The organism is Paenibacillus sp. MCAF9 (genome assembly GCF_052114265.1).
Classification (GTDB): Bacteria; Bacillota; Bacilli; order Paenibacillales; family Paenibacillaceae; genus Pristimantibacillus.
In genome coordinates this window covers 17,923-36,326 of sequence record NZ_JBFREL010000025.1, presented here as the reverse complement: position 1 = coordinate 36,326, position 18,404 = coordinate 17,923, and the positions used below count along the sequence as shown (strand labels likewise).

General features: G+C 45.6%; 18 protein-coding genes. 12 read left to right on the top strand and 6 right to left on the bottom strand.

Features of this window, described 5'->3' with window-relative positions; all coding sequences use genetic code 11:
* Nucleotides 1-139: 139 nt before the first annotated feature.
* The 3 genes from AB4Z45_RS25525 to AB4Z45_RS25515 all read left to right on the top strand — a co-directional run bounded on the left by AB4Z45_RS25525 (nucleotide 140) and on the right by AB4Z45_RS25515 (nucleotide 3,124).
* Nucleotides 140-1,060 carry an aldo/keto reductase gene (locus AB4Z45_RS25525; RefSeq protein ID WP_441912399.1) on the top strand — a complete coding sequence of 307 codons (921 nt, stop codon included), beginning with the start codon at nucleotides 140-142 and terminating at the stop codon, nucleotides 1,058-1,060.
* A gap of 190 nt (nucleotides 1,061-1,250) precedes the next feature.
* Complete coding sequence (locus AB4Z45_RS25520; RefSeq protein WP_441912398.1) at nucleotides 1,251-2,201, top strand: permease; 951 nt, start codon at nucleotides 1,251-1,253, stop codon at nucleotides 2,199-2,201.
* Entirely contained in the window at nucleotides 2,198-3,124 is a 927-nt protein-coding gene (locus AB4Z45_RS25515; RefSeq protein WP_441912397.1) for a TIGR03943 family putative permease subunit, read from the top strand. Before AB4Z45_RS25520 ends, AB4Z45_RS25515 begins: the two co-directional genes overlap by 4 nt.
* Nucleotides 3,125-3,263: 139 nt before the next feature.
* Here AB4Z45_RS25515 and hflX read toward each other — a convergent pair whose 3' ends face one another.
* From hflX to AB4Z45_RS25500, 3 genes are all read right to left on the bottom strand, one after another.
* Entirely contained in the window at nucleotides 3,264-4,529 is a 1,266-nt protein-coding gene (hflX, locus tag AB4Z45_RS25510) for a GTPase HflX (RefSeq protein WP_441881125.1), read from the bottom strand.
* 431 nt (nucleotides 4,530-4,960) lie between these two features.
* A complete protein-coding gene (locus tag AB4Z45_RS25505) occupies nucleotides 4,961-7,918 on the bottom strand; it encodes a DEAD/DEAH box helicase (protein WP_441912396.1) in 2,958 nt (985 codons plus the stop codon).
* Nucleotides 7,915-9,126 carry an SWIM zinc finger family protein gene (locus tag AB4Z45_RS25500; protein WP_441912395.1) on the bottom strand — a complete coding sequence of 404 codons (1,212 nt, stop codon included), beginning with the start codon at nucleotides 9,124-9,126 and terminating at the stop codon, nucleotides 7,915-7,917. The genes AB4Z45_RS25505 and AB4Z45_RS25500 overlap by 4 nt, the downstream gene beginning before the upstream one ends.
* Before the next feature lie 195 nt (nucleotides 9,127-9,321).
* Here AB4Z45_RS25500 and AB4Z45_RS25495 point away from each other — a divergent pair, with 195 nt between their 5' ends.
* From AB4Z45_RS25495 to AB4Z45_RS25455, 9 genes are all read left to right on the top strand, one after another.
* Nucleotides 9,322-9,639, top strand: a complete 318-nt coding sequence (locus AB4Z45_RS25495; RefSeq protein ID WP_083682069.1) for a thioredoxin family protein — start codon at nucleotides 9,322-9,324, stop codon at nucleotides 9,637-9,639.
* Between the two features lie 145 nt (nucleotides 9,640-9,784).
* Complete coding sequence (locus AB4Z45_RS25490) at nucleotides 9,785-10,015, top strand: hypothetical protein (protein ID WP_053373130.1); 231 nt, start codon at nucleotides 9,785-9,787, stop codon at nucleotides 10,013-10,015.
* Between the two features lie 250 nt (nucleotides 10,016-10,265).
* On the top strand, nucleotides 10,266-10,445 hold the full coding sequence (locus AB4Z45_RS25485) for a hypothetical protein (protein ID WP_076268579.1): 180 nt from the start codon (nucleotides 10,266-10,268) through the stop codon (nucleotides 10,443-10,445).
* 200 nt (nucleotides 10,446-10,645) lie between these two features.
* Nucleotides 10,646-11,299 carry a polysaccharide deacetylase family protein gene (locus tag AB4Z45_RS25480; RefSeq protein WP_441912394.1) on the top strand — a complete coding sequence of 218 codons (654 nt, stop codon included), beginning with the start codon at nucleotides 10,646-10,648 and terminating at the stop codon, nucleotides 11,297-11,299.
* Between the two features lie 191 nt (nucleotides 11,300-11,490).
* Nucleotides 11,491-11,886, top strand: a complete 396-nt coding sequence (locus tag AB4Z45_RS25475; RefSeq protein WP_441912393.1) for a hypothetical protein — start codon at nucleotides 11,491-11,493, stop codon at nucleotides 11,884-11,886.
* Nucleotides 11,887-12,019: 133 nt separating this feature from the next.
* Nucleotides 12,020-13,060, top strand: a complete 1,041-nt coding sequence (locus AB4Z45_RS25470) for a serine hydrolase domain-containing protein (protein ID WP_441912392.1) — start codon at nucleotides 12,020-12,022, stop codon at nucleotides 13,058-13,060.
* A 54-nt stretch (nucleotides 13,061-13,114) separates the two neighbouring features.
* A complete protein-coding gene (locus AB4Z45_RS25465) occupies nucleotides 13,115-13,843 on the top strand; it encodes a metal-dependent hydrolase (protein WP_441912391.1) in 729 nt (242 codons plus the stop codon).
* Nucleotides 13,827-14,387: a nucleotidyltransferase family protein gene (locus AB4Z45_RS25460; protein WP_441912390.1), complete on the top strand. Its 561-nt coding sequence runs from the start codon at nucleotides 13,827-13,829 to the stop codon at nucleotides 14,385-14,387. Before AB4Z45_RS25465 ends, AB4Z45_RS25460 begins: the two co-directional genes overlap by 17 nt.
* Before the next feature lie 179 nt (nucleotides 14,388-14,566).
* Entirely contained in the window at nucleotides 14,567-15,553 is a 987-nt protein-coding gene (locus AB4Z45_RS25455) for a cation diffusion facilitator family transporter (protein WP_441912389.1), read from the top strand.
* 136 nt (nucleotides 15,554-15,689) lie between these two features.
* On the opposite strand, the gene AB4Z45_RS25450 is transcribed toward AB4Z45_RS25455, so the two are convergent.
* From AB4Z45_RS25450 to AB4Z45_RS25440, 3 genes are read right to left on the bottom strand one after another with little or no spacing between them, the layout of a single operon-like run.
* Nucleotides 15,690-16,523, bottom strand: coding sequence for a PIG-L deacetylase family protein (locus AB4Z45_RS25450; protein WP_441912388.1), 834 nt, complete (start codon nucleotides 16,521-16,523; stop codon nucleotides 15,690-15,692).
* Nucleotides 16,524-16,559: 36 nt separating this feature from the next.
* Nucleotides 16,560-17,405, bottom strand: a complete 846-nt coding sequence (locus AB4Z45_RS25445) for a carbohydrate ABC transporter permease (RefSeq protein WP_076268571.1) — start codon at nucleotides 17,403-17,405, stop codon at nucleotides 16,560-16,562.
* Nucleotides 17,406-17,447: 42 nt separating this feature from the next.
* The gene (locus tag AB4Z45_RS25440) at nucleotides 17,448-18,317 is read right to left on the bottom strand and encodes a carbohydrate ABC transporter permease (protein WP_441912387.1); all 870 of its coding nucleotides are present in this window, start codon (nucleotides 18,315-18,317) and stop codon (nucleotides 17,448-17,450) included.
* Nucleotides 18,318-18,404 lie beyond the last annotated feature (87 nt).

Sequence of the window (18,404 nt, the reverse complement as noted above, 5' to 3'; positions counted from 1 at the left end):
TCAGTAAACCTCCCTAATAAAATTGCCATAGCAATTTCAGTATTGTAGCACAGAATACGGAAGCATGCTATTTCTTACTCATGGTTTAAAATGTTAAAATGAAAAGGACAGGCTACATCATTTAGAAGGAGTGTTGATCTTGAAGTATAGAAGACTCGGAAGCACAGAACTAAATGTGTCGGTAATCGGCATCGGAACCTGGCAGTTTGGAGGAGAATGGGGCCGGGAGTATTCGCAGAACGAAGTCGATTTGATTCTCGATAAAGGGCGTGAGCTTGGCATCAATCTGATTGATACCGCTGAATGTTACGGCGATCACCTCTCAGAGTCACTCATTGGAGATTATATCAGCCGCCGCAACCGCGAGGATTGGATCATAGCAACAAAGTTTGGCCATCATTTCCACGAGCGCTTCACGCGTACCGACGTATTTGACGCCGAAGGTGTTGTAGCTCAGCTTGATGCTTCACTGAAGGCGCTAAAGACGGACTATATTGACCTGTACCAGTTCCACTCTGGACCAGACCAAGCATTTGATAATGATGTGCTGTGGACCACTCTGGATAAGCAAATTGCAGCCGGGAAAATCCGTTTTCTTGGGACGTCTATCGGCAGCAATGACAATCTGCATCAGACAGAAGCATCAACAAAGGTGAACTCTCGCGTCATTCAGGTCGTATATAATCGACTCGACCGTCAGCCGGAGGAAAGAGTATTTCCAGCATGCGAGCAGCAGGATTTGGGCGTGCTTGCACGTGTTCCGCTGGCAAGCGGCTATTTGAGCGGCAAATATAAGCCGGGGGCCGTGTTCGGTGATACCGATGTACGCCACAGGCATGATAAAGAGAACACGCGGCTTAAGCTGCTGGAAGTAGAACACATTCAGCGTGAAGAGGTGCCGCAAGGTGTCGATATGGCGAGCTGGGCGCTTGCTTGGTGCTTGAAGCATCCTGCCGTAACGGCTGTCATTCCGGGCTGCAAGGACTCGGCTCAGGTTGAAGCGAACGCAAAGGCGGCAATGCTTGCAGTCGAGCCTCACCCGCAGGATCGCAGCAATTAGTCTGTCAATATCTACGAGCAGGTGCTGTCTCATAAGGGATTGCAGTGATAAAAGATTATAGAATAGCTAAGTCGGCTGGTGAGCAATCATCAGTCTTTTTTATGTCAATTCAATAACTGAATTCGGCAGGCTTGACATACAGGCTGCGAGTGGTTTACAACCATATACAGAGGCAAGAGGCAAATACTAGATGCATTTGGAAAATGAAGTAAACGCAGGAGGAGCAAGCTTGACGACCTTATATCAATTAAATACGATTTTTATTAGCATGGTGATGGAAGCTATTCCGTTTGTCTTAGTCGGTGTTCTTATTTCTGGATTGATTCAAACTTTTGTGAAGGAAGGATGGCTCACACGCATCATGCCGCGCAACCGTTATCTGGCTACCGCGTTTGGTTGCGGAATCGGTATCTTTTTTCCTTCCTGTGAATGCGGGATTGTCCCCATTACGCGAAGATTAATAAACAAGGGCATGCCGCTGCATGCCGGAATTGCATTTATGCTTACTGGACCCATTATTAATCCCATTGTTTTATTCTCCACCTATATCGCTTTTGGTAATGACTGGGAGATGGTTGGGATTCGGGCTGGGCTTGCTATCGCGGTAGCGTTCTCCGTATCGATTATCCTGTCGTTTATGTTCAAGCAGCTTCCGTTCCGCATGCAAGACGAACAAACTGCCGCGGCTATGGAGCCTGGCTTGGAAATACCTGCTGTTTCCCGCGTTTCATCCGGTAAGAAGCTTTATGAGGTAGTCGTGCACGCGATTGAAGAGTTTTTCTCCGTCGGCAAATATTTAGTGCTTGGTGCATTTATCGCTGCATGCATGCAGACATTTGTACCGACCTCTTATTTACTTCATTTAGGCAGCAATCCGGTCACTTCTTCATTAGTGATGATTGCTCTAGCTTTCCTTATTTCACTTTGTTCGGAGGCGGATGCCTTCATCGCAGCTTCCTTCAGAAGTACATTTACGGTAGGCTCACTATCGGCTTTTCTTGTTTTTGGACCGATGATCGATATTAAAAACACGCTTATGCTTCTCGGAACATACCGCAGTAAATTTGTCGTCGTTTTAATTGCACTTGTAACGTTGTTTACGCTGGTAGGATCGTTGCTTGTAGGGAGGTTATTCGGGTGATTCGTTTCGTTATATTGTTCGGATTTTCTTTTATGTTTTTTATGCTGCATTATACGGGAGATATTAATAAATATATCAATATGAAATATGCTTATCTCTCTATCAGTGCCGTCGTTATTATGGGTCTGCTAAGCATCTTTGAATTTGTTCGCGTCTCGCGCCAGCAGATTGCCGAGGAGAAAAAGGAGGCGGCGCTTGCCGCAGGGGGACATGCAGAAGAGTTGGAATGCCGTCATGAAGCACATGATGATCACAGTCATCAACACAATCATCATCATGATCATGGCCACAACCACGGCAACGATACGAGGCTAAAACGATTTATCAGCTGCTTCATTTTATTTGTGCCAATCTTTACAGGGCTGTTCCTGCCTGCTTATGCGCTTGATTCAAGCTTCGTAAAGGCAAAAGGCTTTTCTTTCCCGAGCTTTGACGAAAACATCCAAAATAATCCTGGCGCCCACCAGTTTCTGAAGCCAGATTCTAGCGTTTTTTACGCCAAGGACGATTATGTTAATGTCAAAAATAAAGAACTAGAGCAATTTATAAATCGGGATGAAGTCATTTTGACGGACGCAGATTATTTGAAAGGCATGGAAGTCATCTACAATACTCCAGAGGCATTTATGGGCAAATCAATCGGGTTCGATGGGTTCGCCTACAAAGGACAACAGGTGGACGGCAACCATTATTTTGTTTTCCGGTTTGGCTTCATTCATTGTGTGGCGGATTCAGGCGTTTTTGGCATGCTTGTCGAATTTCCGAAAAACACGCAAATTAAAGATGATGATTGGGTGCATGTAAACGGGAAACTGACGTGGGAGCTTTATCAGCCCTTTAAGCAAACGATTCCTGTTCTAAAGGTGACCGACTGGAAGCCAATCGAGACTCCCAAAGATCCATATGTCTATCGTTCCAATTAACGGGGAAGCAGTAAGATGCCGACCCGTTCAGAAGAGCATTAAAAAAGTCGTTGTCTTGTTGCATTTAGCGACAAAACGACGACTTTTTCAGTATTAGCTCAAAAGGTTTTTAATTAACCTTCTAAACAACTATTATAGCTTAAAGCACCGTTACTTCATTCCGGTACCTTTCAAAATCAGATACCCGGCATTCCAGCTTCATCCGTGTGCCTTCTGCTTCGTAGTCCGTTGCATGCACGTGCGCATGCTCGTTAAAGTAAGCAACCAAGCGCCCTTGGTTGAACGGAATCAACAGCTCGCATTCCATATAGTCGTCGAAGACATGATCGCGAATAAGCTGAATAAGCTCATTTAGTCCAATATTCTTTTTGGCGGATAGGTAGACGTTGTTATCACGTACTTCCGGATAAGGATGCTCCGTCAGATCACATTTATTGTAAGCATAAATCGTTGGGAGATTGTAAGCCCCAAGCTCCTTTAACGTCTCATTCGTAACCGCAACAAGCTGCTCATAATCGTCATGAGCGTAGTCGACGACATGTACGAGCAAATCAGCTTCAGTTACTTCCTCTAAAGTTGAGCGGAAGGCCTTCACCAGGTGATGGGGAAGCTGGCTTACGAAGCCGACCGTATCTGTCAGCAGGAATGATTTGTTGTCAGGCAAATCAATGCTGCGAACCGAGGTCTCCAGCGTTGCAAAAAGCATATCCTTCGCAAACACCTGCTTGGTTGTCTCTGGATTGTATTTCTCAAGCAAAGCATTCATCAAGCTGGATTTCCCCGTATTCGTATAACCGACGAGACAGACGACAGGCACCTCGTTCTTCTGCCGCTGCTTCCGCTGAATTTGACGGCGGGCTACCAGCTTCTCAAGCTCGGCTTGCAAAGCAGTGATCCGCTCTTCGATACGTCTGCGATCCAGCTCCAGCTTCGTTTCACCGGCGCCTCTATTCTTGAGACCAGCTCCGCCGCCTTGCCGCCCCAAGGATGCGCGAAGTCCGACAAGCCTAGGAAGCATATATTGAAGCCGAGCAACTTCGACTTGCAACTGGGCTTCTCTTGTTTTGGCGCGCTCCGCAAAAATATCCAAAATGAGAATCGTTCGGTCAATGACCGTCCGCTCCAAAGCGGCTTCCAAATTACGAATTTGAGAGTGGGAGAGCTCATCGTTGAAAATAACGACATGCGCGTCATGCGCTTCGAGCAGGGCCAGCAGCTCTTGGATTTTTCCAGTCCCAATATAGTGAGACGGGTTAATGCGTGCTGCCTTTTGGCTTAGCTCATCAACGACCTCGATATAACAAGCGGAAGCTAGATTGCGAAGCTCCTCCATGGAGTATTCAAAGTCGGTTTGATTTTGAAGCTGAACTCCGACGATAATCGCCTTTTGTTTTGGTTGTTCCATTATTCATCATCCTTTTAACGGTTATTTAAAAAATAAAAAACACAGGCAGCTCTGCCTGTGTTCACCGTTATAGGTAAGCGGGTATCAGTAAAAATATCCATAAGGAATCGAGTATCCCTTATCAATATGGATTGATGGCCTTCCATATACGCTGAAATAAACGTATGGAAATTCCGCTCTAAAGGCGAATACGCGAGTCGGGATGCTCCCTACAATAGTCGACGTATTCAGTTTATATGGGTTACCTTCAAAATGGGCAGACCTATCCTGAGTCCCCTGCACACAGGCAGAGCTTTGGCGCTATTCAATTAGCAGCTGCGCAAAGACCTAACTCGGATATAGTCTATCACACGTAACCCTCCGTTCATTTAAATTAGCATCAGTGTAGCACAAAGGGCTATTTCACGGCAAGTCAAAAGGAAAAGAGTCCCTTATGAATCGCTCCAATCCTGACGCAAAGTGAAGAGCTCCTTCAGCTCATCGGTTGACAGCTCCGTGATCCAGCCCTCAGAGCTGGAGATGACATTTTCACTGAGCTGCTGCTTATTTTCGAGCATCTCATCGATGCGTTCCTCCAGCGTGCCAAGCGAGATAAATTTATGAACCTGAACGTCGCGAGTTTGGCCCATGCGGTACGCGCGGTCGGTTGCTTGGTTCTCCACAGCAGGATTCCACCAACGGTCGAAATGGAATACATGGTTAGCAGCGGTCAGGTTAAGCCCGACGCCGCCAGCCTTAATCGACAGAATGAACACATTAGGCTGCTCTTCCGGCGGCAATTGCTGCGATTGGAACCGCTCAATCATGCGGTCCCGCGCCAGCTTGGAGGTGCTGCCATTCAAATATAATATCGGCTCCTGCAGCTCCTGCTGCAGCACGCTTTGAAGCATTTCTCCCATACCGAGGTATTGCGTGAAAATAAGGCAGCGTTCGCCTTCGTCTCGCAGTTCTCTCACCATGGCGAGCAGCCGCTCAAGCTTAGCCGATCGGCTTATGATCCGCTCTGTATCCATTTGCTCGCCAGCGGGCGCAGAGCTGTCCACCAAAGGTTCTTTCGTTAGCAGCATCGGATGATCGCAAAGCTGCTTCAGCTGCATAATGGACGATAAAATGGCGCCTTTACGTTCTATGCCTTCAAGCTTTTGCATGCGATCCATAAGCTGATTAACGGTTTGATTATAAAGCGCGCCTTGCTCGGCTGTGAGATGAATATACGTTTTCATTTCGTTTTTGTCCGGCAAATCAAGCTGGATCGCGGGGTCCTTCTTCTTGCGCCGCAGCATGAATGGCTTAACGAGCTTTTGCAAATCTGCGGTGCGCTGAACATTGCGTTCCTTTTCAATAGGATTGCTGAAGCGCTGTTGGAAACCATGTGCACTCCCCAGAAACCCCGGATTCATGAAATCATAGATGGACCACAGCTCCGATAGACGATTCTCGATCGGCGTGCCCGTCAAAGCGATACGATGCTTCGCAGTAAAGCTGCGAACGGCTGCGGATTGTTTCGTTTGAGCGTTCTTTATATTTTGTGCCTCATCCAAGCAAATCGCTGCAAAAGTAATATCCTTCAGCATGTCTTGATCAAGAGTAGCGGTTGCGAATGAAGTTAGTATGACATCGGAGCTTCGAATCTCCTCAAGGAAATGTTCTCCTCCGAGGCGTTTGCTTCCGTAATGAAGCATGACGCGCAGCGAGGGTGCAAAGCGGCTTATCTCCTTCTGCCAGTTGCCCAGAACAGAGGTTGGGCAAATGATGAGCGATGGCATGTGCTGCTCCGACTCTGCTGCGCTCTCCTTGAGATTGAGCAAGTAGGCGATAAGCTGAACCGTCTTGCCAAGACCCATGTCGTCGGCCAAGCATGCGCCAAGTCCGAATCGACGTAAAAAGGACAACCAAGCGTAGCCTTCCTGCTGATAAGGTCGAAGCTCGGCACGCAGCCCGGCAGGAACAGCAAGCATAGGCCATTCGGTTCGTTGGTTTAGCTGGCTGACCAGCGTCATCAAATGCTCGTTCAGCTCAACTTCCAGCTGAATACGATGCTCTTGCTCTGCTTCATTTTCTTGCTCAGGCTGATTATCCCCTTGCTCGTTGCCGCTTCCCAAAAGATGCAGCTGAAGAACATCTTGAAACGATAAACCTTCGGCGCGGTCAATGCCCGACATCGCTTTGCGAATTTGCGCAAGCAAGGCGGGATCAAGCGAAACCCACTGTCCTCGGAAGCGAACGAGCCGCTCATTCCGGGCAACAAGCTCATTAAACTCGGCTTCAGTCAGGTCGGTGTCTCCAATGGCAATGCGCCAGTCGAATTCGATTAGTGTATCCAGTCCAAATAAAGATTCACCGGAGCCCTCTTCTCGTTTGCTTGTGCTGACCTTAGCGCGAAGGCGTGGTTTCTTGCGGCTGGCGGTTTCCCACCAAGCGGGAAGCAGTACCTGCCAGCCCGCGTCTAACAAACGGGGGCTATCTACGGCAAGGAACCGCCAAGCGGCATCATTTTTCAAGGGGACGTTTAAAATATCGTCACGATTGCCCGCAAGCAGGCTTGTCGGCAGGCAAGCACGAATACGCTCCAACCAGCCTGAGGAACGCTCACGAATAGATGGCGACCAAGAAGCAGGCCACGAGCCGTAAGCCTCGCCTGTATCAGACAATTTAACGGGTACAATAACCGCTTGATCGAGCTTGTCCTGCAAAATAAGCTTAAGCTGCCACGGGTCGTCCACAGCAACGGGCTCGACAAGCTGAAGCATTGGCCGAAATGGAGCGTGATCGGCTTTCCAGCCAATGGAGATCAGCCATGCCTGAGCATCAAGTCCAGCGGTTATGCCATCCTTGGCAAAGAGGAGCGGGTATTCCCTGCGCAAATCAGCAGCAGTCGTTTCTGTGCCATAGTAAGCGTCAAATACAGCAGCAGAAAAAGCAGCAAGTAATCCCGTCTTAAAGCTATCGTCTGATTGAGTTTTCCTGATCATGCTCTGAATGTGTTCGTTTATTGCAGCACTATCCCAGCTCCATTGGAGCTTTCCTGTACGGAAGGCTGAGAAGCTTGGTATAAAGCGATGCGCAGTTATTTCAGCTGCTAACAAGGGGGCGAGCGCAACAAGCATTCCGGCTTGCTCTTCCCATATCCATTCCACATGCTCAAGTACCGTGTTTTCCGCAAAAAAAGGAATAACCTGCTCGGCTGGAAGCAATACAAGCTCTAGTCCTTCAACCTGCTGTACTTCGAGTTCTGTGCCGTAAAAGGAAGGTGTATGCCAGGCGAACAAGCTGTGCTTCAAGCTGACGCCGGGCAGGAAGTCGCTCATGCCGCTCATTCCGTATAGGAGAGCATCGCCATGTGTCGTTAAACTAGCGTATACCGTAATTGTTTTTGTAAACTTGCTCATGGTATAAGTTTTCCTTTCCGAAGTTCTTCCTGAAGCGCACGAAGTCGGCTATGGCTAGAAGCGAACGCTGCAATAAACGTTTCCCAGCGCTCCTCGTCTTTCTTTTTTTTGTACAGCTTAGCCAAACGTTTGAGCAGCTTCACAGCGGTTTTGTAGCCAGGCCTATTTTTGAGCAGCACATATCTTTCCACAGCCTGATGATAAAAGGGCAGCAGCAGCTCCGGCGCATGTTTCTCAATAGGGGCGAACACACCAACGCGATAGTCAAGCGGCTCCGTTCCCGTGCTGAGCTGATAATCGATCCATTGCTGCCATTTGGCATGACGGAGCAGTTTTCCTTCGTAAATAGAACTAGCATAGGGAAGCGATTGAATGAGAGGCGCCCACATCAGCTGCTCCGCATCTGGAATATGTTCAATTACCCCGTCCCAGTAGCTATAAAAGATTTCCAAGGCGTTAATTCGGCTTTTCTCTACATAGGGCTTCGTTTCCACTAACCAATTCGATAACCGCTGCCATTGCTCTTTTTCAGACATCATGGTTAAGACATGGAATAAGTCACCGGGACGAAGCTCGTTACGGCTGCTTATTTCATTTAGTTTGCTCCACGCCTCTTCGTCGCGTTGTAAGAAGAAGTTCATCCACACCTCGGCAAGCAGCCAAGGGTAGCGGGAGATCGCTGAGCCGGGCTTTGAAGGTGCGGCATTCAATTGCTGCAGCTCTTCTAGACATAGGTTCCTATCGTTCTGGTTAGGAATAATCCAGTATTGCCATAACCAAAAATAAGAATCGGAGAAATACGTCTTTGATCCTGATTCCGCGAGCATGAGCTTGCGTAAAAAGGCTAATGTTTCTTCTATGCATCGCCAATAGTCGGGCCCCTCGGCAGGATCGGATTTTTTTTGCATGAGCTCAGCAATAGCAAGCTGTACATCAGAAATAGCAGCATGTGTATGGAAGCCGATAAAGGAGCCGGAATGTCCCTTTTGATCGGGAATAAGATTAAGCAGCAGCATCAGAATATGAAGATGAGCATGCAGCTCGAATAGATTATTTTGTGCAGAAGAAAGCTTAGGCTTTATCTGATTAATTGCTGTAATTGCACTGTGTACATATGCGGCATTTCGAGTAAGGTCAGACAGAGACTCGGTACGAGATTTAAACAGTGCGTGCCACTCTGCGACGTTCATTTGTTCAATTGGTTTCATGACGAAGTGGTCTCCCTAACGAATAAAAATCATTTTGCGAATCAGCTAATTATACCATTTATTTTAGCCATTGCTCGGGTGATAATGTGCATGCTTCCCGCAGTTTGTCTTTCCTAAAGCACCAAAACATTTTACAATATAGATACGGCAATAAAAGAACGACTGTCTTTAATCGGCAGAAAGGAAAGATGACAGATGGCAATTCAAGAAATCCAAGAAGAAGACTGGCTAAAGCTTAATCGGATAGGGAATGGTAAGGATGCGCTGCTGTTTTCATCACCGTTTTGCGGAACCTGTAAGGTCGCCGAGCGAATGCTGGAAATTGTGGAAGCGGCTGAGGTTCCAACGACCTTGTATAAAATAAATATAAATTACGCCCCCCAGCTGCGAAATGCTTGGAAAATTACGAGCGTGCCTTGCCTTGTTTTATTGAAGAATGGAGAACCTTATCAGTTTGAATATGCGATGCGTTCAGTTGATTATTTGTATAAACTTATGAAGAACATGGATTAACGGGGATGATTTCTCCGTAGAACGGCCAAAATATATTTTTATTTACTATAAAATTTTTATCAGGCGAAGATTATAGTGCTGTTCGTGTTATAATTGAGAAGTGCAGTCAATAAAGACCATTGACTATGATAAAGGAGTCGGAAATATGCAGGTAGTATTTGAAGACTGGGATCAAAAAGTAAAAAAAACATTTAACGCAACGAGCAAGCAGGTTGTATTAACCGTTACCGAGGCCGGTGACCTGTTAGGCCTGACTAAGGACCAGATGAAGGTTTATGTGCTTAAGCATAACCTCACTAAGGTTGCGATCAATCGCAGCGTCCACAGATATCTATTACTGAAAAGCGAAATAGATGAGATCCTAGGTAAAGCCTAATAATTGCGATAAACCACAGCCAAATATGGGCTGTGGTTTTTTGTTGTGTTTACATCCCATCTGAGGAGGTGTGGACGTTATATGGAGGATACGGCAGGATGTTTTCGAATGACTGCTGCTCGTTTCCGCTCAGTCCGCCTTAGTCAGCATTATTAGAAATAACGCCACTGGTTGCTGTTTTTCAATAGGAGTCGTATTCGTTATACTTAAAACGACCGATTGGAAAACATTATCTGGAGGGTGATTTTACTTGACTTATATGGACATGTTAGGACGTCGGAGCATCATTTTGAAGCGGAATATCGGCAATTTAATTATTAAAGACAACAAGCAGGGACTCAGCACGCAGGAAAGTCATTTTTACCAAAGCATGCTCAAGGAATGGCATCAGAATGCCAATGAATTGAATTCAGCTAGAAAACATTCTTAGTTGATCGGTAATTATTGAAATTACATGACTTGCAAAAAAAGCCGGGTGTCATTCTGACATTCGGTTTGCTGTGTGTACTATTTTCATATAGCTACAAATGAAGTTCTTTTAGGAAAGAAGAGTAAGTGAAAAGGAATGCTTATGGTATACTACATAGATGATAAAGGTTGGCAGCATTAATTAAACGGGGGTTACTTGCTATGTTGGCGGTTGAAAAAGCGGTGTGCCTCACGATAGATGAAGGTCCTGCTGAAGATTTTATGCAAAAGGTCAATTTTCTGAACGCAAAAGAGATTCGGGCGATTTGGTTTTGTAGGGGCGAAGCATTGGAAAGCTGCTCTGAGGAAGCGATAGCTGCGATTAAAGCAGGCCATATCATCGGGAATCGCGGATATGATCATGCAGATTTCTCTGTTATCGGCTTACAAGACGTAAGAGGACAGATCGAGCGAACCGACCGTATTATAGATGAGCTGTACAATAAAGCAGAAAAGAGAAGGCCTTCCAAGCTGTTTCGTTTTCCATTTATGCAGCAGTTGTTAGACGAAATGAATGATGATCATTTCGAAGGTATTCAACGTGTGCTGGATGAGCTGGGCTATCAGCAGCCGTCTTTCGAGAATGGCACCCCAAAAAGCGGACTGCATGTGGATTGTACTTGGGATACGTTCGATTTTGAGCCGGTGGACGTTATGGACCAACATCATGATTTACAAGCAACAAGCGGACAAATTATTATGATTCACGACTGGATCTCGGTTGCTCCTTTTCAAGCATTAATGGATAAGCTGCTTGCAAAAAATGTAGTTTTTCAGCTTCCTAAGGAAACAACTCTTCAAACCGCAGCCATTTAGCAAGCAAATCGCATGATTAAAAAGGAGTACAGCTCGTCTCTATGAATTCATAGCAGCGGCGAACTGTACTCCTTTTTTTGCTGCGAGCAGTTATTGCTGAATTCATGCAGGGCAAACCAGAATGAACGAAACAAAGTAAGCGCTTCATGCGTTTAAGTAAAAAAGAACATTTATTCAAGAGGGAGCAATGGTTGATGCACTGGATTCCCGCTGACAGAAGCGGCAGGTGGTGGCTACTAGCTGGAGCATCCTCCTTGCTTGTTAGCCTGTTATTATGGTTGATTCGTTTTGTTATATTAGGCCAGCCTTTCACCGGCATGCACGCTTTCCGATTTATGCTGCTCGCAGCCATATTATCTTTTTTATTCGGTTTTATCGGCTGGCTTGGAGCGAGAAAGCTATGGTTGTTTTCCAATCTTGGGATGCTAATAGGTCTTATACTGATGGCTATGTATTCCAAAGGTTTGACTGGATGGGAGGACCTGATTAGTTTCCTCGTATTTTTAGAAGCGGTAGCAGGAGGTTTTATGGCAGGGCTGATTGTTGAGGGCGTTTATTTCTATAGACGGATATCGAAGAAAGAATAGGCTGCCATAAAAATGTTGCAACTGGCTGTTGCTTTTTCCCGTCATACAGAGTGAAATGGAATAATGAGGTAAAAATTATTCTAATTTGTTTGGTGACGGAGCTGATCTTATGTGCCAAGAGGCAATGATAAGTTTGGAAATAGAAGAAAAAATGAAGTTGAATGGTGTTCCGGGATTAGGAATTGCCGTTCTTCAGCATGGACAAATGGTGTGGCAAGGAAGCTATGGCGTACTTGAAGCGAGCCTGCAGCAGAAGGTGACAGAGGAAACTTTGTTTCCTGCCTGCTCCATCAGCAAAATGGTTACGGCTATTGGTGTGCTTCGTTTAGTCCAAGAGGGCGTGCTTAGCTTGGAGGAGGATGTTAATCGTTACTTAGTTTCCTGGCAGGTGCCCGAAAACCAGTTCACTCAGCAGAGGAAAGTAACGCTGCGCAGTTTGCTGGCACATCAATCGGGAATTGTGGATGCACGGGGGAGCTATGAACCTTATCAGAAGCAAGACCCTTTCCCTACGCCTAGAGAGCTGCTCTTAGGAGCAACGAAATATCATTCCAAACCAGTCGAGGCTGCTCACCTGCCAGAGAGTCGATTCTCTTACTCGGATGCAGGTTATTCTGTGTTGGAGCAAATCCTTGAGGATGTGTCAGGAGAAGCCTTTTCGGCTGCTATGGAGCGGCTTGTTATGAAGCCGCTTGGCTTAAAACGTTCTATTTTCTGGGATGGTATTGCAAACGAGCCACTGAACACATCCATGGGTCATGATAAACGGGGACAGGTGGTTGAAGGGAAGAGAGCGCACTATCCCAATTTATCCGGAGCAGGCTTGTGGACAACGCCTTCTGAATTGCTAGTATTGGCACGCGAGGTCGTGAAGGCTTGGAATGGCGATCCTAATGGTATTTTGCGGCCAGCGATGGCTAGAATAATGCTTACGGGTTATGCGAGCGATAAAGGTGCAGGCTTAGGCGTATTTCTTCCTGATGCTGGAGAGCAGCTCTGCTTCATTTCTCAAGGCTGGGGAGTTGGTTCTCAAAGCAAGCTGGCTGGATACCCGCGCCAAGAAAGCGGTATTGCAGTGATGATGAATGCAGAGCCAGGTAAACCTCAAAACGAGTCATTGATCGGTGAGGTCATTCGGGAGTTGTGCAAGCATTATGAACTGCCGATAGTGTAGGCTGCTTCTTCGAGAATCATATATCAAATTTTTAAATTTGATAGAAAGGTGAATATGGATAATATTTCAGGTCATATCATACACGTCTTTTTACATTTTGTAGTAGGCGCCAGCTTGGCCTATTTATTTTGCGGGAAAGCGGCTGCATCAAAGGTGAATCGCAAGGTTCTCTTCATTTTCGGCGGTGCAGCTGCTATTTCTCCTGATATTTCGAAGCTTTACGGAGACCTGCTTGGTCACTCCATTTGGCTTGTACCTGTGATTGGTTTGTTCTTTGCTGCATGTTATTATGCATTCCAGAGGAAAATTACGTTTAAAAAGGCTTGGCTGATATTGTCTATCTGCGTTTTTAGCCATTTATTTATAGATTTCATCGGCAATGGCGTAGCTCCCTTTTATCCCTTTATTAAAACGGAGACTGATTTCTTTATTGTAAATAGAAACGACGCTGTTCTTTTAATTACGCTGACCGCTGCTCTCATTATCGGGGCGTCTACTCGGAGAAGAAGGCGTATTTTTTTATCAGGACTAATCCTTGTTGCCTTGTATCTTGGAGGGTTGTCGTTCTCGAAGCTGCAATTGCAGCAGGCATTAGAAAAAAAGTATAAGAACGAAAACATCTATGTCATGCTCACCTTTCCAAGAGAGGGCTTTAAGTGGTCATTTATGGTGAGGACGGATGAAACAAGTGTCGACGGCTATTCGCCTATAGCAGGCTTGGACATACATATTGAACAAGAAATGAACAAATCAGGAGAGTGGATCAATGTTGATAAACAGTGAAGAGGATATTATACAGCTTGTATATAGAGATGAGTGGATGATGAACATCTTACGAGAGGTTAGCACGCTCCAGCTTCCAGATTGGTGGGTATGTGCTGGTTTCGTTCGCAGCAAAATTTGGGATACCCTTCACGGATTTACGGAACGAACGCCGCTGGCCGATGTTGATGTCGTTTATTTCGATCCTTCCAACATAGACGAGCAGATAGAGAAACAGCTGGAAAACACATTAAATCAGATGAACCCTCACGTGCCTTGGTCCGTTAAGAACCAAGCCCGAATGCATATGATCAATAACAATCCTCCGTATTCCAGCTCCACAGATGCCATTTCCAAATTTCCTGAGACCGTAACCGCCCTAGGCTTGAAAATAGATCAGCATGACAAACTCGTGTTAACTGCTCCTTGTGGGATAGAAGATGTTCTAGAAATGATTGTTAGACCATCACCTTTTTACTTGGAATACGAGGATCGAATCGCCATTTATGAGAAGCGGCTTGAGCAAAAGAGGTTTCAAGAGCGCTGGCCTAAAGTACGCCAATGAAAGCATGGTATTATTTTAATGACTTCGATAACGCAAGAAGAAAGTTGTCTCTGACATAATGAAAAGCTTTTGTCCGTTTATCCTATTGCCGGTGTGGGTAAGCATAAAATAGCAGTGCTGGGATTGAAAGCAGGAAATAGTGGAAAGGTAATGGTAAATAAAATGTTGCGGAGGAGAAAATGGAGTCTAAAGCAGAACGTCAGAGTTTTATGCAGCTTATAAAGAAAGGGAATAAATCCTCCGCTGTAGCGATGATCGGCAATGCGTTTATCGCCGCCATAAAAGGGTTCGCAGCGGCCTTCAGCGGCAGCGGCGCCATGTTTGCTTCCGCCATGCATTCATTGGCAGATGCGATAAACCAAGGCTTTGTTTTTGCCGGAAGCATTCTTGCCGAGAAAAAACCGACGCCAAGGTTTCCAACCGGCTTTGGACGTGTCATCAATATTTTCTGTATGATAGCCGTCATCGTCGTTACCATTATGGCTTATGAAACGATTCGTGAAGGCTGGCATCTCATTTTGCATCCAGTTGCAAGTGAAGGTTTTTGGCTAAACATTGGGGTTCTGGTTGTTAATCTTGTCATAGACGGGCTTATTCTAGTCAAAGCCATGAAGGAAATCTTACACGAAGCGGGAGCAGAAGGGAAAGGACTCGGTATTTTCTCAGCTGCCTTCAAAAATGTAGGGCGTTCTGCTCCTGCTACGCGATTAGTTTTCTATGAGGATCTTGTCGCCGTTTCGGGAGCTGCCTTGGCGATGATCGCGGTCATTATTGCTGCATTTACCTCGTTTAAAACGGTTGATGGCGTTGCAACCCTGTTGATTGGTCTGTTAATGGTTGGAGTTGCTTATCGTGTAGGCTACGACAATATGATCGGACTCATTGGTGTTTCTGCCCCGAAGGAAGTAGCAGACAAGGTGTCCCGTATTATTTTTTCCGAACAGAGCGTAACCGATATTTATCAAATGCGCATTCTACAAGAGGGCCGCTATTACCACGTTGAGGCGTACTTGGAGCTGCAGCCTGGTTTAACGCTTGCGGTAGCCGATGATATTAAGTTCCTCGTTCGCGCCAAGCTGCTTGAAGACAAGGATATTGCAGATGTGACATTAGGGATTTTAGAGGATGACGGCAAAAGAAGCTGGAATCCTATTGAATCCAAATAGAAAAGCTGCACCTCCAAAGTTAGATGGTGTCTAACAATGGAGGTGCAGTTCATAGGAGCTGGCTTTTGCTATTGACATGCATTGCAGCTGCCCTGCAACAACGATCCGTTCACGAAGTATATCAAGGTATTTCCTCTTATTGACTCAGCATGGGAAACAACTGCTTCAGCTCCGTATCACTCGGTCTTCTGCCATAATCTGCAATCTCGAATGGCTCTGCATACTTTGTTTTTCCTGACTTCCCATCTTCGTATAGTCGATCCAGCGTCGGAAGCATCTCCGATGAAACCTCAATAAAGCTGCTCCAATATTGCAAAATATAATCCTTCCTAGCATCCCACGTCTGTGGAACCTGATCTAGCAGATTACGCTGCCATGGCGCAAACTCATAGAATTGGGAAGCGTGCGCATCACAGCCAAGCAGCTTCTTCTCAATAACAGAACCAATATCGACGACCAGATCGGGTGAGTAAGCATGCCTCTTTCCGTAGTCCGGCATAAGCAAGAAAAGAGGGGATTGCTCTAAATATGGGGCATCTGGCACAGAATTAGGTACCTTCGCTATAAAATCCGCAGCATCTCTCACAATTCTTCCTGCATTGCGATTATCTACATGTCCTGCACCTTCAGGATGGAAGGTAATGACGACATCGGCCTTCCAATTGCGAATTTGGCGAATAACTTCTTCTCTCACTTCAAAGCTATTCGTCAGACGGCCATCAGATATATTCAATATGCTATAGTCAAGAACACCCAATCGTCTAGCAGCCTCATAGGCCTCCTGCGTTCTTCTATCCACGAGCTCTTGTCCGCTAATTGAGTAGTGTCCGCAATCTCCATTGGTTAAGGAAACGAATTTCACTCGGTGTCCCATTTCTGCGAATAAAGCAGAGGTTCCTCCCGCATAAATTTCCGGTTCATCCGGATGTGCAGCAATGACAATTATATTTTTTTGTTGTTGTGTAGACATCTTTTTTCTCTCCTCCTGTATGGTAACCCAAAACCATTATCCCTTTACTGCACCTGCTGTCAGCCCTTTAATAACCGTTTCTTGTGAGAACATGTACAAAACAAGCAGTGGTACGATTGAAATCGTGATGGCTGCCATCATAGCGCCATAATCTGTACCATACGCATTCGATACGAGCGACAAGAGGACAGATATAGGCTGCATCTCTCTTATTGGCAGGTAGACGAGTGGTAGCAAAAGCTCGTTGTATGACCAAAGAAAGACCATAATAGACACCGTTGCAAAAATAGGGAAGCAAAGCGGCAGCGTTATTTTATAATATATTTTCCAAATGGTTGCCCCATCCATGACCGCCGCTTCCTCTAGTTCTCCAGGCAAAGAAGCCATGAAGCCTGTTATCATTAGAATAGCAAAGCTCAAATTGCCAGCTACTTGTGGGAGAATAACGGATAAATAGGTTCCATTCAAACCCAGCTTCTCGATGATAACGAAATTCGGAATAATAACAGCGAACTGCGGCAGCAGCATGCAAATAACAAATATAGACGTGAAATACCCTTTAAATGCAAATTGAAATCTCGCTAGTACAAAAGAAGCCAACCCGCCAAAAAGGGAAACACCTAATACAACGGATCCCGAAATGATCATACTGTTCATAAAGCCTTTAACGACGTTAATATTGCCATACTCGTTCAACTTCAAAAAGTTAAATAAAGAGTAGCTTTGTGGGAGAGCGAATGATTGCGTTAAAATTTCTTCGGACGTTTTGAAGCTATTGAGCAGCACCCATAATAGCGGGATGATCGTTGTGCATGCCCATAAAAGCAGGAGTGCATATACGCCGAACTTGACCGCACCAGGCTTTACTAGTCTGTTAACCATCTAAAATATCACCTTCTCAATTGGGCTGTTTGTAGTTTATCATCAGTAGCTGACAGCCTCTTTTTTAACTAATTTATTTAACACAACTGTTATGACAATACCGAGTATCATCATCGCAATGACGATTGTGCTGGCATAACCTGCGTTTTGCCCATTGAATGCCTTCGTGTACATGTAAGTACTGAGCAGCTCACTGGAATTCAATGGACCACCCTTGGTCACGATATATACGACATCAAATACCTTCAATGCTCCAGCCGTGGCGAGCGTAAGGCAAGAAGCAATGACATCTCGTAATAATGGAAGTGTAATATAGATGGATTTTCTTATTCCTGTAATACCGTCCAGCATAGCTGATTCATAAATATCCTCTGGAATCTTCGACATTCCAGTCAGGAATATAACAAAATAAAATCCAACATACTGCCATAGAATCGGTATGAGTACCAAATAGATAGCGCTTTTCTCCGTTAGCCATATTTGCTCAGACAGACCGAGCCCTCTCATAATGGCATTTAAGAGTCCATAGTCATAGTTGTAAATGAGCGAGAACATGAGGCCAATCGCCGTACCTGAGATAACAATCGGAAAGAAAAAGACCGTTCTAAAAAACTTAAATCCTCGTTTGATGCTGTCGGTTAGCAATGCAAGGACCAAACCTCCTCCAGCCTGCAGGAATACGGCACCGATCACCAATATAAACGTGTTTTTTAGCGCTATCCAAACAACGGGGTCATGAAGGAGCTGGTTGTAATTGCCGAATCCTATGAACTTCTTCGTATTTGAGAAGTTATACCATTCGGTGAAGCTATAATAAACGGATTGTACGAGTGGATATAAAAGAAAGGTGAATAATAATAGCATCGTTGGCGCCAGGAAAAGCACAATGTATCTCTTGTCCCTGAATATCACAACTGAACGCCTCCTCTTCATAAGCAATAGCTTGGATTACATACTGCCATTTGCCCGGGAGCCGGTGATCCGATATCCCGGGGCTTG